Annotated in this window: 14 protein-coding genes; 6 read left to right on the top strand and 8 right to left on the bottom strand. The window is 72.1% G+C overall.

Annotation, left to right across the window (positions count from 1 at the left end; all coding sequences use genetic code 11):
• Window positions 1-31: 31 nt before the first annotated feature.
• The 3 genes from OVN18_RS05505 to OVN18_RS05495 are packed head-to-tail and all read right to left on the bottom strand — an operon-like array spanning window position 32 to window position 3,604.
• On the bottom strand, window positions 32-1,075 hold the full coding sequence (locus OVN18_RS05505) for an ABC transporter permease (RefSeq protein WP_267782504.1): 1,044 nt from the start codon (window positions 1,073-1,075) through the stop codon (window positions 32-34).
• On the bottom strand, window positions 1,068-2,090 hold the full coding sequence (locus OVN18_RS05500; RefSeq protein WP_267782502.1) for an ABC transporter permease: 1,023 nt from the start codon (window positions 2,088-2,090) through the stop codon (window positions 1,068-1,070). The genes OVN18_RS05505 and OVN18_RS05500 overlap by 8 nt, the downstream gene beginning before the upstream one ends.
• Complete coding sequence (locus OVN18_RS05495; protein ID WP_267782500.1) at window positions 2,087-3,604, bottom strand: sugar ABC transporter ATP-binding protein; 1,518 nt, start codon at window positions 3,602-3,604, stop codon at window positions 2,087-2,089. Before OVN18_RS05495 ends, OVN18_RS05500 begins: the two co-directional genes overlap by 4 nt.
• Window positions 3,605-3,766: 162 nt before the next feature.
• Between OVN18_RS05495 and OVN18_RS05490 the strand changes: the two genes are divergently transcribed.
• Window positions 3,767-4,774, top strand: coding sequence for a LacI family DNA-binding transcriptional regulator (locus OVN18_RS05490; RefSeq protein WP_267782498.1), 1,008 nt, complete (start codon window positions 3,767-3,769; stop codon window positions 4,772-4,774).
• 183 nt (window positions 4,775-4,957) lie between these two features.
• Here OVN18_RS05490 and OVN18_RS05485 read toward each other — a convergent pair whose 3' ends face one another.
• Window positions 4,958-5,800, bottom strand: a complete 843-nt coding sequence (locus OVN18_RS05485) for an aldo/keto reductase (protein ID WP_267782497.1) — start codon at window positions 5,798-5,800, stop codon at window positions 4,958-4,960.
• Window positions 5,801-5,995: 195 nt separating this feature from the next.
• Here OVN18_RS05485 and OVN18_RS05480 point away from each other — a divergent pair, with 195 nt between their 5' ends.
• The 3 genes from OVN18_RS05480 to OVN18_RS05470 all read left to right on the top strand — a co-directional run bounded on the left by OVN18_RS05480 (window position 5,996) and on the right by OVN18_RS05470 (window position 9,212).
• Window positions 5,996-6,676: a GntR family transcriptional regulator gene (locus OVN18_RS05480; protein ID WP_267782496.1), complete on the top strand. Its 681-nt coding sequence runs from the start codon at window positions 5,996-5,998 to the stop codon at window positions 6,674-6,676.
• Window positions 6,677-6,702: 26 nt separating this feature from the next.
• A complete protein-coding gene (locus OVN18_RS05475; protein ID WP_267782495.1) occupies window positions 6,703-7,935 on the top strand; it encodes an alpha-hydroxy acid oxidase in 1,233 nt (410 codons plus the stop codon).
• 161 nt (window positions 7,936-8,096) lie between these two features.
• Window positions 8,097-9,212, top strand: a complete 1,116-nt coding sequence (locus tag OVN18_RS05470; RefSeq protein WP_267782494.1) for a Fic family protein — start codon at window positions 8,097-8,099, stop codon at window positions 9,210-9,212.
• 5 nt (window positions 9,213-9,217) lie between these two features.
• On the opposite strand, the gene OVN18_RS05465 is transcribed toward OVN18_RS05470, so the two are convergent.
• Genes OVN18_RS05465 through OVN18_RS05455 form a run of 3 tightly spaced genes read right to left on the bottom strand, consistent with a single transcriptional unit; the run spans window position 9,218 to window position 12,305 of the window.
• A complete protein-coding gene (locus OVN18_RS05465; RefSeq protein ID WP_267782493.1) occupies window positions 9,218-9,919 on the bottom strand; it encodes a glycosyltransferase in 702 nt (233 codons plus the stop codon).
• Window positions 9,916-11,214, bottom strand: a complete 1,299-nt coding sequence (locus tag OVN18_RS05460) for a PIG-L family deacetylase (protein ID WP_267782492.1) — start codon at window positions 11,212-11,214, stop codon at window positions 9,916-9,918. The genes OVN18_RS05465 and OVN18_RS05460 overlap by 4 nt, the downstream gene beginning before the upstream one ends.
• A complete protein-coding gene (locus OVN18_RS05455; protein WP_267782491.1) occupies window positions 11,208-12,305 on the bottom strand; it encodes an acyl-CoA dehydrogenase in 1,098 nt (365 codons plus the stop codon). The genes OVN18_RS05460 and OVN18_RS05455 overlap by 7 nt, the downstream gene beginning before the upstream one ends.
• A gap of 272 nt (window positions 12,306-12,577) precedes the next feature.
• Here OVN18_RS05455 and OVN18_RS05450 point away from each other — a divergent pair, with 272 nt between their 5' ends.
• Window positions 12,578-13,606 (top strand): TerC family protein, encoded by a 1,029-nt coding sequence (locus tag OVN18_RS05450; RefSeq protein ID WP_267782490.1) that lies wholly within the window; start codon window positions 12,578-12,580, stop codon window positions 13,604-13,606.
• A 9-nt stretch (window positions 13,607-13,615) separates the two neighbouring features.
• On the opposite strand, the gene OVN18_RS05445 is transcribed toward OVN18_RS05450, so the two are convergent.
• Window positions 13,616-13,894, bottom strand: coding sequence for a helix-turn-helix transcriptional regulator (locus tag OVN18_RS05445; RefSeq protein ID WP_228545863.1), 279 nt, complete (start codon window positions 13,892-13,894; stop codon window positions 13,616-13,618).
• Between the two features lie 64 nt (window positions 13,895-13,958).
• Here OVN18_RS05445 and OVN18_RS05440 point away from each other — a divergent pair, with 64 nt between their 5' ends.
• Window positions 13,959-15,107 (top strand): sodium-dependent bicarbonate transport family permease, encoded by a 1,149-nt coding sequence (locus OVN18_RS05440; protein ID WP_267782489.1) that lies wholly within the window; start codon window positions 13,959-13,961, stop codon window positions 15,105-15,107.
• The last annotated feature ends 35 nt before the right edge of the window (window positions 15,108-15,142 follow it).

Genomic DNA, 15,142 nt, shown 5'->3' with positions numbered 1-15,142 from the left:
CTTTCCTTCCTGGATGTGGCCGTCGCCTGGGCTAGGCGCCGTCGATACCCCGGGCCTCGGCCAGGGGACGGGTGCGGTGTCGTCGTGCGCGCTGGATGCGACGCCGGGCGGCGTCCACCACGCTCGGGCCGACGACGGAGACGATGAGCAGGGAGCCCGTGATGATGATCAGCACGACGTCGGGAACGCGCTGCAGGCGCAGGGCGTAGTTGATGTTGCTGATGATGAGCACCCCGGTGAGCGCGCCGATCACGGTTCCCCGACCGCCGAAGATCGAGACGCCGCCGAGCAGCACCGCCGCGATCACGGTGAGCTCGAGGCCGTTCGCGCTGTCGCTGCGGGCGCTGTAGTAGGTCGACCAGAAGACGCCGACGAACGCGGCGACGAGTCCGCTCGCGGTGAAGAGCCAGAACTTCGCCCACGGCACGTGCACGCCGACGAAGGTCGCGGCCTCCTTGCTGAAGCCGAGCGCGTAGAGGCCGCGGCCGAACGGCGTCGCGTGCAGCACGATGATGAAGACCGCCGCGGCGAGGATGACGAAGCCCATGACGATCGGGATGCCCGTCGCGCCGACCTTCGCATTGATGAGGCTCGTGAAGCCTTCGGGGTACTGGCTGCTCGAGACCGAGTTGTCGCCGATGAGCACGAGGGTGAGCCCTCGGTAGAGGGCGAGCGTGCCGATCGTCACGGCGAGCGAGGGCAGCCCGACGAACGCGATGAGCGCCCCGTTGACCGCGCCCGCGATCACGCCGACGAGCAGCGCGACGAGCACGGCGGGGAGGAACTCCCACCCGGCGAGGTTCAGCGAGCCGATCGTCGCCGTCGTGATGCCGACGGTGCTGGCCACCGAGAGATCGATCTCGCCCGTGATGATGATGAGCGTCATGGGCAGCGCGAGCAGCAGCACCGGCACGGCGTTGAGCAGCAGGTAGCCGACGGTCACCGGCGAGGCGAAGCGCGGCAGCGCCGCGCTCGCGAGCACGAGCACGAGGACGAGCACCGCGATGAGGGCGGCGTCGCGCGTCAGCAGGCGGGCGACCCAGGCGGGCCGGCGGGCGGCGGTCGACTCAGGCATCTCGGGCCTCGCTCACTCGCAGGCGCCGGGCTGTTCGCAGCGCGGCGATGCGGTCGATAATGATCGCGGCGAGGATCAGCATGCCCACGACCGCCTGCTGCCAGAACTTGTCGACGCGCAGCGCCGCGAGCGAGCTCGTGATCGTCGTGAGCAGCAGCGCCCCGATCGCCGCGCCGACGACCGTGCCGGATCCGCCGAAGATGGCGACGCCGCCCACGACCGCGGCCGCGACGACGTCGAGCTCGATGCCCGTGCCCGTCGTCGCACCGACCGAGCTGAAGCGCGAGGCGTAGAGCACGCCGCCCAGCCCGGCGAGGGCGCCGTTGATGACGAAGGCCGAGAACACGCGGCTGCGCACGCGGATGCCGAACAGCTTCGCCGCGTCGGGATCGGAGCCGATGGCGTAGAAGTCGCGGCCGAAACGCGTACCGGCGAGCACGACGGCCAGCGCGAGGAGCACCAGGAGGGCGATGAGCGTGATGATCGGGAACCCGAGCACGGTGTCGACCGAGAGGTCGCCGAACGCGCGCGGCCGGTCGCCGGAGAAGTACTCCCTGCCGCCCGCCCAGGCGTTGTTGATGCCCCGGTAGATGTAGAGGGTTCCGAGTGTGATCACGAGGGCCGGCACCCCGGCCACCGTCACGAGCAGGCCGTTGAGCGCTCCGAGCGCCGAGCCGAGGAGAACGCCGATGATGAACACGACCGGGATGGGGATGCCCGGCACGGTGGCGAACAGCGTCCCGGTCATGAACCCCGAGATGCCGAGGATCGAGCCGACCGAGAGGTCGACGTTGCGCGTGATGATGACGATCGCCTGCCCCGTGGCGAGGATCATGACGATCGTCGCGTTGAGCAGCAGGTCCTTCGTGCTCTGGGCGGTGAGGAACCGCGGGTTGAGAAGCGCCGTCACGACGACGAGGGCGATGAGGGCCACGGAGACGGGCACCTCGCGCAAGCGCAGCAGCGAGATCGCGCGATCGCGGAGCGATCGGGTGCGGTGGTCGACGAGCGTCATCGCGCTCCCTCCCTCGAGGCGGTGGCGGCGTGCATGATCGTCTCGGGGGTGGCATCGGCGCGGTCGAGCTGCGCCGTGATCGCGCCCTCGCGCACGACGATCACCCGGTCGGACATGCCGAGAACCTCGGGCAGCTCGGAGGAGACCATGATGATCGCGATGCCACGGCCGGCGAGCTCGGAGAGCAGCCGGTGCACCTCGGCCTTCGTGCCGACGTCGATGCCGCGGGTGGGCTCGTCGACGATGAGCAGTTTGGGCTCGGTGGCCAGCCACTTGGCGAGCACGACCTTCTGCTGATTGCCGCCCGAGAGCGTCGAGACCTCGGCCTCGAGCGCACCCTTCACCTGCAGCGTCCGCGTCCAGTCGGCCGCCGCGGTGCGCTCGCGCGCCGCGCTGAGGATGCCGAATCGGGCCAGGCGGTGCCGCAGGGTGAGCGAGGCGTTGCGGGCGACGCTGAGATCCATCACGAGTCCCTGCTTGCGGCGGTCCTCGGGCACGAATCCCATGCCCGCGCGGATGGCCGCCATGGGGTTGCGGGCCGGCAGCGGCCGGCCGAGGAACTCCACCGCGCCGGTGTCGTAGGCGTCGATGCCGAACACGGCGCGCACGATCTCGGTGCGCCCGGCGCCGACGAGGCCCGAGAGCCCGACGATCTCGCCGGCGCGCACCTCGAAGCTCACGTCACGGAAGACCCCCTGGCGCGAGAGCCCCTCGACCGAGAGCACGACGTCGCCGATCGGTGCGTCGACCTTCGGGAAGAGCGCCTCGATCGAGCGGCCCACCATCTCCTTCACGATCTGGTCGATCGTGACCTCGCTCGTCGAGTGGGTCTGGATGTAGCGGCCGTCGCGCATGACGGTGATGCGGTCGCAGAGGTCGAAGACCTCGTCGAAGCGGTGGGAGATGAACAGGATGGCGGCGCCGCCGTCGCGCAGGGAGCGGGCGACGGCGAAGAGCCGCTCGACCTCGACACCGCTGAGCGCCGCGGTCGGTTCGTCCATGACGAGCACGCGGGCATCCATCGATATGGCCTTCGCGATCTCGATGATCTGCTGGTCGGCGATCGACAGGCCCTCGGCGATGCGGTCGGGGTCGATGGGCACGCCGAGGCGGGCGAAGAGCTCGGAGGCGGCGGCGCGCATGGCGGCGCGGTCGATGAGGCCGAGGCGGCCGCGCGGCTGGCGCCCCATGAAGATGTTCTCGGCGACGGTGAGGTCGGGGAACAGCGTCGGCTCCTGGTAGATCACGGCGACGCCCGCGCTCTTCGCCTGCGCCGTGGAGCTGAAGTCGACCTCGGCCCCGTCGAGGCGGTAGACGCCGGAGTCGCGCCGGTAGAGGCCCGCGATGATCTTGACGAGGGTCGACTTGCCGGCGCCATTCTCGCCGACGAGGGCGTGGATGGAGCCGGAGTGCAGAGCGAGATCGGCGCTGCTGAGAGCAACCACCGCGCCGAAGGACTTCGCGACGTCGATGAGTTCGAGGGCCGGGGCGGCGGTCGGAGTCGTTATCGACATCGGTCCTCTTCGGTGAGGGATCCAGAGCAGGTCGCGGGTCTGAATCGATTCAAGCGGTTGGGCGACGCTCACGCTATGACCCCGGGCGGCCCAGTGTCAAGCCTCGATGACCGGAGAGATTGAATCGATACATCTTCGCCTGTTCGGCCGTAGTCTGGGGGTATGGGCACAGCCAGCATCCGCGACGTCGCGGAACGCGCCAGAGTCTCGGTCGGCACCGTCTCGAACGTGCTCAACCGCCCCGAGCGCGTCACCCCCTCGACCGTCGAGCGCGTGCACGCCGCCATCGCCGAGCTCGGCTTCGTGCGCAACGACGCCGCGCGCCAGCTGCGCGCCGGGCGCAGCAGCACCGTCGGGCTCGTCGTGCTCGACGTGCGCAACCCCTTCTTCACCGAGCTCGCCCGCGGGGCGGAGGACGCCGCCGCCGAGCACGGCCTCGCCGTCATCCTCGGCAACAGCGACGAGAACCCCGACCGCGAGTCGGCCTACCTCGACCTCTTCGACGAGCAGCGCGTGCGCGGAGTGCTCATCTCGCCGCTGGGCGACGTGAGCGAGCGACTCGCGCGGCTGCGGTCGCGCGGCACGCCGGCGGTGGTGGTCGACCGCTCGGTCGACGGATCCGGGCTCTCGTCGGTCTCGGTCGACGACGTCGCGGGCGGCGAGCTCGCGGTGCGGCACCTCATCGAGCAGGGACGGCGGCGCATCGCCGTGGTCGTGGGCCGGCCGGGCATCCGCCAGGTGGCCGACCGCCTCGCCGGGGCCCGCCGCGCGGCCGCCGCCGTGAGCGACGCCGTCATCGAGGTCGTCGAAGCCGACGGACTCACCGTGATCGACGGCCGCCGCACCGGCGAGCAGCTGCTGTCGAGATCGGTGGATGCCCGTCCCGACGCCGTCTTCGCCGTCAACGACCTGCTCGCCGTCGGCGTGCTGCAGGCGCTCGTCATGACCGGGTCGGTGAGCGTGCCCGGCGAGATCGCCCTCGTCGGCTACGACGACATCGACTTCGCCGCTGCCGCCGTCGTGCCCCTGACCTCCGTGCGCCAGCCCAGCCACCTCATCGGCGCGACCGCGCTGCGCATGCTGCTCGAGGAGTCGGACGACCCGGAGCTGGCGCCGCGCACGGTGGTGTTCCAGCCGGAGCTCGTCGTGCGGGCGAGCAGCGGGGCGTAGCCCGCGGCCTCACGGCTGCAATGCCCCGCGGCTGCCCACCTGCACGGCGGCACCGCTTCGCGACTCGGCGCCCTGTTGACGGCTCGGCTCCCCGCGGGGCACCGAGTCGTCCGACCGACGCCGGGTCGGTGCATCCGCCGGGCGTGAGGGCACGGGCCGGCGCTGAAGCCTTCGTCCGTTCCGCTAGAGGTCGACCCCGCGCGACCGCAGGTCGTCGCGGAACGCCGTGCGCAGCTCGTCGTCGACCACCTCGTGCGTCGCGGCCGCGGAGTCGCGCACCGATTCGACGCGCGTCGGTCCGATGACCGGCCAAAGGCCCGGCAGCGCGTCGATCATCGCCGCGAGGGCGAGGCGGTGGATGGAGGCCTCCCTGGCCATCGCGAGGGCAGCGACGTGCGGGATGCGCGTGGCGAGCGGTGCCGCGCGCGGCCCGCCGAACGGCGCGTAGGCGAGGAAGTCGATGCCCTGCTCGCGGCAGAACCGGTACTCGTCGATCGGGTCGACCCCGAGGCCGAGGCGGTTCTGCACGGCGTCGATGGTGGTGACGCCCGCGGCGGCCTCGAGCAGCTCGACGGAGGCGTTCGAGAGCCCGATCGCCTCGACGACCCCCTCCTCGCGCAGCTCGGCGAGCACGCGCAGCGAGGCGAGCACGTCGTCGACGCGGTCGGCGCGGTGCAGCAGCAGCAGCGAGGGCGGAGCGCCGAAGACCTCGCGGCTGCGCAGCGCGTCCTTGCGCAGGCGGTCGGCGCTGCCGTCGGCATCCCAGGCGGCGGTGCCGATGCGGTAGTGCCCGGCCTTGGTGATGAGCGGGATGCCCGGATCGATCTCGCGCGCCGTGGCGGCCAGGCGCTCGCCGGCCGCGTCGTCGTCGACCGTGGCGTAGGCCCTGGCCGTGTCGATGGCCGCGGCGCCCGCCTCGACGGCGGCCCGCACGACCTCGCGGCCGTGCTCGGGGGTCATGCCCTCGCTCAGCACGAGCGAGGCGACGCCCAGCACGACGCCGGAGCGGGGCAGCACCGCGCTCATGCGGGCACCGCGCCGGGGCGCGCGTCGACGCGGGTCGAGGCGAGGGGGATCATGCTCCGACCGTAGCGGTCGGGAGGGTCGCCGCGCGCTCCTGCTCTCGGGCGATTCCCCGGGCGGGGCGGCGTGCCGCGCCCGCGGAAGCCCGGGCCGACCTCACGCTCGTGCACTTGTATAACAATCTGCTACTGTCGCGGCATGAGCAGTGAGGCCCTGAGCGTCACCACCGTGCCGGACGCGGTGTACGAGGCGCTGCGCGAGAGCATCCTCACGCAGCGCGAAGCGCCCGGCAGCGCCGTCACCGAGCAGGCCATCGCCGACCGCTTCGGCGTCGCCCGCCCCACCGCGAAGGTCGCCCTCGAGCGGCTCGTCGCCGAGGGGCTGCTGCGCCGCGCCGCGCACAAGACGGCGCGCGTGCCCGAGCTCACCCGCGACGACATCGTCGACCTCTACGCCACCCGCTCGGTCGTCGAGGCCGAGGCTCTGCGCACCCTCGCGGCCGACGGGGTCGTGCCCGCCGCCGCACTCGCCGCCCAGCGCGCGCTCGAGCAGGCCGCCGGCGGCGACGACACGGCGCCTCTCGCCCGCGCCGACATCGCCTTCCACCGCGCGCTCGTCGAGGCCCAGCGCTCGCCGCGCCTCGTCAAGCTGCACGCGCTGCTCATGGGCGAGATCGAGCTCTGCACCGGCCAGGTGCAGTCGCACCGCCTGCTCGGCATCGACGACGTCATCGCGCAGCACCGGGGGATCCTGGATGCCGTCGCCGCCGGCGACGCCGAGCTCGCCGCCGAGCTCACCCGCGCCCACATCGCCGGAGCCCGCGACCGCCTGCTCGGCCACTACGACGCCACCCGGCCCGCCCCTTCCGCCGCGCCCTGACCCGATCCCCGACCGAGAGACCGATCATGCAGAGACGCTTCCCGAACCCGCGCGACCTCGCGCCGCTCATGAACTTCAAGAAGCCCGACCTCAACGCGAAGCGGCGCCGGCTGAGCGAGGCGCTCACGATCGCCGACCTGCGCGCGATCGCCCAGCGGCGCACCCCGAAGGCGGCCTTCGACTACACCGAGGGCGCCGCCGAGGCCGAGATCAGCATCACCCGCGCCCGGCAGGCCTTCGAGGACATCGAGTTCCACCCGGCGATCCTGCGCGACGTCAGCCGCGTCGACACCGGCTGGGAGGTGCTCGGCAAGCGCGTCGAGCTGCCCTTCGGCATCGCTCCGACCGGGTTCACGCGCATGATGCACGCGGAGGGCGAGGTGGCCGGAGCCTCCGCGGCGGCCGCGGCGGGCATCCCGTTCTCGCTGTCGACCATGGGCACGACGAGCGTCGAGGACGTCGCGGCGGCGGGCGGGCCGACCGGCCGCAACTGGTTCCAGCTGTACATGTGGAAGGACAGGGAGCGCTCGATGGCCCTCGTCGACCGCGCCGCGAAGGCCGGCTTCGACACCCTTCTCGTCACGGTCGACGTGCCCGTCGCCGGGGCGCGCCTGCGCGACAAGCGCAACGGCTTCTCCATCCCCCCGCAGCTCACCGCCGGCACGGTCATCAACGCCATCCCGCGCCCGGAGTGGTGGATCAACTTCCTCACCACCGAGCCGCTCGCCTTCGCGAGCCTGTCGAAGTGGTCGGGCACCGTCGGCGAGCTGCTCGACACGATGTTCGACCCCACCGTCACCTACGACGACCTGCGCTGGATCAAGGAGCAGTGGCCCGGCAAGCTCGTCGTCAAGGGCGTGCAGACCGTCGACGACGCGAAGCGCCTCGCCGCCCTCGGCGTCGACGGCATCACGCTCTCGAACCACGGCGGGCGCCAGCTCGACCGCGCGCCCATCCCGTTCCACCTGCTGCCCGAGGTCGCGCGCGAGGTCGGCAAGGACACCGAGGTGCACCTCGACACGGGCATCATGTCGGGCGCCGACATCGTCGCGAGCATCGCCCTCGGCGCGCGCTTCACCCTCATCGGCCGCGCCTACCTCTACGGCCTCATGGCGGGCGGGCGCGACGGCGTCGACCGGGCCATCGGCATCCTCGGCGAGCAGATCGCGCGCACCATGCGCCTGCTCGGCGTCACCTCGCTCGACGAGCTCGAGCCCGGCCACGTGACCCAGCTGCAGCGCCTGGTGCCGCGCGGCTGACCCCGCGGCCGCGCCTTCGCGCGCGGCCGGCGACGGCCCCGACGCATCCCTGTGGTGGTGGATGCGCCGGGGCCGTTGTGCTGCGGTGAGTGTATGCGCGTCATGTAAAACTTGGGGGTTATTTTTTACACGTCGAAGGCACGTATGCATACACTTTCACCATGACATGGAACGCGGGCGTGCCCTTCAACGACCTGCCCGATCTCCCGCCGGCGAACGATGTCGAGTCGAAACGAGTTCTCAAGCTCGTCGCCGAGGCTCGAGCCGCACTCGCGGGCCTCGACCAAGCAGCTCAGCGAATCCCGAATCCCACCGTTCTCCTGAACGCGATCCCGCTTCTCGAAGCGCAAGCGAGCTCGGAGATCGAGAACATCGTCACGACGGCGGACGAGCTGTTCGCCGCGGAGAACTTCGGCACAGATTCAGCACGGCCTGAGGCGAAGGAAGCTCTGCGGTACCGGCAGGCTCTGTTCGAGGGCGTGGAGAGCGTGCGCCGACGCCCCCTGTCCACTCAGACGCTCATCGATGTCTGCTCCACCATTCAAGGGCGAGACATGCGGGTGCGAGATCTTCCGGGGACGTTCGTCGGCAATCCCGTGACGAAGGCGGCGATCTACACGCCGCCGGAGGGGCAGGCGCTGCTTCAGGAGCGCCTCGGGGAGATGACGCGCTTCCTGCACACGGCCCAGTCCTTCGATCCTCTCGTGGCCATGGCGCTCACCCATTACCAGTTCGAGGCGATCCATCCGTTCGCTGACGGGAACGGGCGAACGGGAAGGATCGCCAACATCCTGGTGCTCGTCGAACGAGGACTCCTTCGCGAGCCGGTGCTCTACATGTCTCGGTACATCATTCAGAACAAGGCCGAGTACTACCGACTGCTTCTCGCCGTGACCGCAGAGCAGGCGTGGGAGGACTGGACGTCCTTCATGCTGGAAGCTGTTCGCGAGACCGCGCTCTCGACCATAGAGAAGATCGATGACATCCAGACGGTGCATCGCGATATGCAGGCCGAGCTGAGAGAAATCCTGCCGAGCGGTGCGAACGCCGACCTCCTGGACGTGCTGTTCGAACAGCCCTACTGCCGAATCTCGACGGTCATGGATCGCTGCGCCGTTTCACGACCCACTGCGACGAAGTGGCTTCGACTCCTCAGCGAGGCCGGCATCCTCCTGGACGTGCGTGTCGGCAAGAACGTGCTCTTCGTGAACCACCGGTTCTTCTCCCTTCTCACCCGTGCGGAGCGTGCGCCTGCGACGACTCCGACGCTGTTCTAGCCCGGCTACACGACCGCCGGATCCATGTCGCCGAGCATCGCGGTCACCCGGCGCAGGTGCCCCGCGTAGCCGCCGGCCGTGCGGCCCGTGCGGCGGCCCGAGGTGGTCACCTCGACCTCGTCGGAGGCGATGAGCCAGGCGCCCGAGGCGCGCAGCCGCTCCACCAGATCGACGTCCTCGTGCTCGGCGAGGGCTCGGAAGCCTCCGACGCGCACGAACGAGGCCGTGCGCACGCCGAGGTTCGCGCCGTGCACGTGGCCGTTGGGATGCCCGCGGTGGTGGGTGGCGAGCCAGTGATCCCGCTCGGTCGGCGTGAGGTCGGCGAAGTCGGGCCGCACCGTGCCGATCATGCCGTCCCAGCCGAGCGACTCGAGGCGCAGCTGCTCGACGAGCCACGCGGAGGGCACCTCCGAGTCGGCATCGGTGCAGGCGAGCCACGAGCAGCCCCGCGCGATGGCGCGGCGGGCGCCGAGCTCGCGGGCGGCGCCGACGCCCGCGGCCCGCACCACCATGACCTCGACGCCGGGGATCGAGCGGGCGATCGCGGCGGTGCGGTCGGTGCATCCATCGGCGACGAGGACGACGACGACCTCGGCCGGCGCATCGGACTGCGCGAGGGCCTCGGCCGCGCGCATCACCGAGCGCAGGCAGCGCTCGACCAGCTGCTCCTCGTCGCGGGCGGGCACGACCACCCCGATGCGCCTCATCGCAGCCCCGTCCGCACCGCGACCGAGCGGTCGTCGGGCGAGTAGACGTCGATCAGCAGATCGTCCTCGGCGTGCTGCACGATGAGCGGCAGGTCGCGCATCGCGAGGGCGGCGTGCACGCGGTCGCCCGTGAGCGGGCCGTCGTCGAGGGGATGCCGCCAGTGGCAGGCGAGGATGGATCCGCCCGGCGCCAGGGCCGCGAGCATGCTGTCGAGCAGCTGCTCGAGGTCGCCCTCGCTGCAGTAATAGCCCATCTCCGACAGCACGATGAGGTCGAACGCCCCCTCGGGGAAGTCGACGACCGCGTTGCGGTGCTCGATGCGGGCGGCGCCGTCGACGCGGATGCGCGCGCGATCCACCGCCCGGCCCGAGATGTCGACGGCGAGCAGGTCGTCGCAGCGCGCCGCCAGATCGGCGGTGAGCACGCCGATCGAGCAGCCGATCTCGAGGGCCGCGCCGTAGCGCTCGTCGGGCAGCGAGGCGAGGGTGAGCGCCCGCTTGCGCTGCTCGTACCAGCGCGACTCGAAACCCCATGGGTCGTCGCGGCGCTGCAGCATGTCGTCGAAGTAGCTCTCGCCGATGATGGGCTCCTCGACGATGAAGTGCTCGCGCTCGCGGGCGAACCGGGTGAGCACGTGCGGGCCGAGCTGCGGGTCGGCGCCCTGCGTCTGCGAGGGGTAGCGGGCCACCGCCCGCGCCTTCGTCTCGGCGTCGACGGCGAGCGAGACCATGCGCGCCCACGGCACGACGCCGTCGTCGGGGCTCGCCCAGTGCCACATCCAGATGGGGTACTCCAGCAGCACCGCGCCGTCGGCGAGCTCGGCGACGACCTCCCCGACGACCCGGTGGTCGCGGTGCCCGTCGCCGCGCCACGGGGCGGCGACGGCGGTGCGCGGGCCGGCGGCGGCGAGCAGCGGGCGCAGGGCATCCCGTATCGCCTCGCGATCCTCGAGCGTGCCGCCGTCGGCGAATCCGAGCTCGTCGATCACGGCGTCGGGAGCGAGCGCCGCGACGGCCGCGGCGAGCTCGGCCGAGCGGCGCGGCGCGATGGCGGCGTCGGGATGCCCGCTCGCGGCCGCCCCGTCGGTGACGACGACGACGCGCACCGGCAGGCCCCGCGCGGCGCAGGCCGCGATGAGCCCGCCGGCGCCGAGCGTCTCGTCGTCGGGATGCGCGGCGATCACGAGCAGCGCATCGAACTCGTCGAGCGACAGCCCCGGTCGGGTGGCGAGGCGGCCGTCGGCGGCCCAGCGCTGCTCGCTCGTGCCCGGCTCGCGGTGGTCGAAGCTCACCATGATTCGCCGCCGTCCGCGAGGGCGCGGCCGAGGGACGCGAGGTCGCGCTCCGCGTGGTGCTGGCGCACGTAGAGCTGCAGGTCGGCGACGCGCTTGGCGTGCGCGGCGTCGAGGGCGAGCGGGGCCGGCCCGAGGGCGCGGCCGGCTCGGGCGAGCACCTCGTCGACGGCGCGGGCGACGGTGGCGCGCACGCGCTTCGCGAGCAGACGCACGGCGTCGCGGTCGAGCGGTCGGGCGGGGTCGGCGGCTTCGGTGAGGGGTCGGGCGGGGTCGCCGGCCTCGGCGAGCGCCGCGGCCTCCTCGAGCGCCCGCCGCGCCGACTGCAGCGCCTCGTCGATCGCACCGAGATGAGCCTCGCCGTGCGGGTCGGGCGTCGCGCGCACGGCGGCGCGCACGGTGCGCGCGACGCCCACGGCGCCCCCGTACCAGCAGGCCGCGACCCCGATGCCGCCCCAGGCGAAGCCCGGGCGAGCGGTGTACCACTCGGGGCCGCCGACGGCCGTGGCGGGAACGGCGGCGAACCGCACCGGGCCGCTCGGGATCTCGACGAGACCCCGCGCCGCCCAGCGGCTCGTATCGGGCTGGGCGCTGCCGTCGTCGCGCGCCTCGGCGAGGGCGACGGCGAACAGGCGGCGCTCGGCAGCGGCATGGGCTGCTCCCCCGTCGGCGTCGACGACGCGCGCCGTCACGAGCGCGCGGTCGAGCCGGTCGGCGAGCGAGCACCAGGGCTTCGTGCCGGCGAGCGTCCAGCGGCCGTCGGCGTAGCGGGCGGTGAGGGGGTCGACGGCGCCCTCAGCGGCGAAGACGCCCCAGGCGCCCGTGATGATCGCGGCGGGGTCGGCGTCGTCGAGGATGGCGACGGCGTCGAGGTGCGGCTCGAGCGCGCGGGCGAGGGCGAGGTCGTCGGCGGCGAGGGTCGCGAGCGCCTCCCACTGGTCGCGCGTGCCGGGGCGGCCCGGGGCGGGACGGGCGGCGCCGAGCCGTTCCGCGAGCGCGAGAGCGGCATCCACCCCGCTCGGCGGGTCGGCGAGCAGGAGCGAGAGCAGGGGGCCCGGCGCGAGCGGCGCGACGGGAAGACGGATGGGGTGCACGGTACGACCCTGACGGGCCGCGCACCGTCGCGGCAGTGGGTTGACAGCGGGGGCGATCTGTGGGGGCGCGAGCACGCCCGGATCGTGCGAGCCGGTCGTCTTGCTCAAAGAGGTGAAGTGTGCTTCACTCTTTCTCGGAGGGGAGTATCCCCGACCCGCGTCGCGTCGACAGTTCGATCCGTCCGCACGGATCCGGCGCCACGGGCCGAATCTGACCGTTCCGGCCGGGAAAGACCTCCTGAATCGCCTCAACGACCATTCAGGAGCTCCTCATGGACATCCCCCTGTGGCTGTGGTTCGCCGTTCTCGGCGTCATCGTCGCCATGCTCGCCCTCGACCTCTTCGCCCACCGCAAAGCCCACGTGATCAGCGTGCGGGAGGCGGCCGCATGGTCGATCGTCTGGGTCACCCTCGGAGTCGCGTTCGGCGGCTACATCTGGTGGGAGTACGGGGCCGAGTTCGGCCAGCAGTACTACGCCGGATACCTGATCGAGAAGTCGCTCGCGGTCGACAACGTCTTCGTCTGGGCGATCATCTTCGCCTTCTTCGGCGTGCCGCGGGAGTACCAGCACCGGGTGCTCTTCCTCGGAGTGCTCGGCGCCCTCGTCTTCCGCGCCATCTTCATCGCGCTCGGGGCGGTGCTGATCGACCAGTTCTCCTGGATCCTCTACGTCTTCGCGGCCTTCCTGCTCTACACGGGCTACGTGATGATCCGCAAGCGCAACGAGCACATGGACGTCGAGAACTCGAAGATCCTGAAGGCGTTCAAGCGCTTCGTCCCGATGACCGACGCGTACCACGGGCAGAAGTTCCTCATCCGGAAGGCCGGCGTCATCGTCGCGACCCCGCTGCTCGCCGTGCTCGTGCTCGTCGAGGTCACCGACATCATCTTCGCCGTCGACTCCATCCCCGCGATCTTCGGCGTGACGAGCGAGCCCTTCATCGTGTTCACCGCGAACGCCTTCGCCATCCTCGGCCTGCGGGCGATGTACTTCCTGCTCGCCGACCTCATCCACCGCTTCATCTACCTCAAGCTCGGGCTCGCCTTCGTGCTCATCTGGGTGGGCATCAAGATGCTGCTGCTCGACGTGTACAAGATCCCCACGAGCGTCTCCCTCGCCGTCGTGGCCGTCATCATCACGGTGTCGATCGTCGCGAGCCTGCGGGCGACGCGCGGGCAGAGGGCTCACGCCGTCGAGGTGCCCGGGGCTCCCCCGTTCCGCATCGCCACCGAGGAGGAGCTCGCGGAGGCGGAGCCGGTCCTCCGTCGCCGACGTCGCACCCCGGCGGTCGGGCGCTGAGCCCGATCCTCAGCGCAGGTCGGTGAGCGCGTCGATCAGCTCGCCGACGGTGTGCGCGGCGTTCGTCGGGTGCCGCAGCGCCGCGGAGCGGTGCACCACGTAGTGGTTGCGCCGGCCGCGGCGCTCGCGCTCGACGCAGCCGTAGGCCTCGAGGTCGTTGAGGATCGACACGGCGGCGCGGGTGGAGATGCCGACGGCGTCGGCCAGCTCCTGCACCAGGGCGTCGGGGTTCTTCGCCACTTCGAGGAGCAGGTGCGCGTGATGGGTGAGGAAGGTCCAGGCGGCCACCCGCCCATCTTCGCCCATGTCCCCTTTACGCATGAACCAGACTTCATGTATTGTCGCTCAACGAGTGAAGACTGCTTCACCTGTCGTCGACGAGGCCGACATCCGCGCCCACCCCGAGGAGTCCGCCATGACGCTCGATCTGCTCTCCGCCACCCTGCTCTCGCCCGCCGTGCTCGCCTTCCTGCTCGGCATGATCGCCGTCGCCGTGCGCTCCGACCTCGCCGTGCCCGACACGATGGTGAAGGCGCTCTCGCTGTACCTGCTGCTCGCGATCGGCATCAAGGGCGGCGTCGCCCTGCGCGCCGAGGACCCGGCGACGATCGCCGGGCCGCTGCTGCTGGCCGCCGCGCTCGGCGTGGTCATCCCGCTGCTCGCCTTCGGCGCCCTCGGTGCGCTCACGCGCCTCGACCGGGCCGAGCGGGGCGCGATCGCGGCGCACTACGGCTCCACCTCGCTCGTCACCTTCACCGCCGCGCTCACCGTGATCGCCGCGGCGGGCGTCGCGGTTCCGGGATACGCACCCGCGCTCCTCGCCGTGCTCGAGGTGCCCGGCATCATCGTCGGCATCCTGCTCGCGCGCCGCGCCGTCCGCACGACGGCCGCCGCCCCGGCCCGCCGTCGCGTGCTCGTCGGCGCGGGCCGGAGCGACGAGGCGGACGCACCCGACGCCGCCGGGGGGCCCGGCTCCGCGCCGACCGCGTCCGCCCCCGCGAGCCCCGCCACCCCGCTGCGCCGCACCCTGCACGAGGTCTTCACCGGCACCTCGGTCGTCCTCCTCGTCGGCGGCATCGTCATCGGCGCGGTGCTCGGGCCCGAGGGCATGGCGCCCATCGCGCCGCTCGTCGTCGACGCCTTCCCCGGCGTGCTCGTGCTGTTCCTGCTCGCCATGGGTCTCGCCGCGGGCGCGCAGCTGCCCGCGGCTCGGCGCGGCGGCCCGGGCCTCCTCCTCTTCGCGCTGCTGTTCCCGCTCCTCGCCGGCGCGATCGGCGTCGTCGCCGGCACGGCGATCGGCATGGGCGTCGGCGGGGCCGCGGTGCTCGGAGTGCTGTGCGCGAGCGCCTCCTACATCGCGGCGCCCGCGGCCGTGCGGGTCGCGCTGCCCGAGGTGCCGCTCGCGCTGCCGCTCGCGGCGAGCCTGGGCGTGACGTTCCCGCTCAACCTGGTGGCGGGCATCCCGATCCTGCTGCTGCTCGCCCAGTCGCTGGGCGGCTGATCCGCGACGCCGGTTTAGGCTCGACCCCGGAAAGG

The sequence above is a fragment of the Microcella daejeonensis genome (assembly GCF_026625045.1).
Classification (GTDB): Bacteria; Actinomycetota; Actinomycetes; order Actinomycetales; family Microbacteriaceae; genus Microcella; species Microcella daejeonensis.
This window is presented reverse-complemented; position numbering and strand designations above follow the sequence as displayed.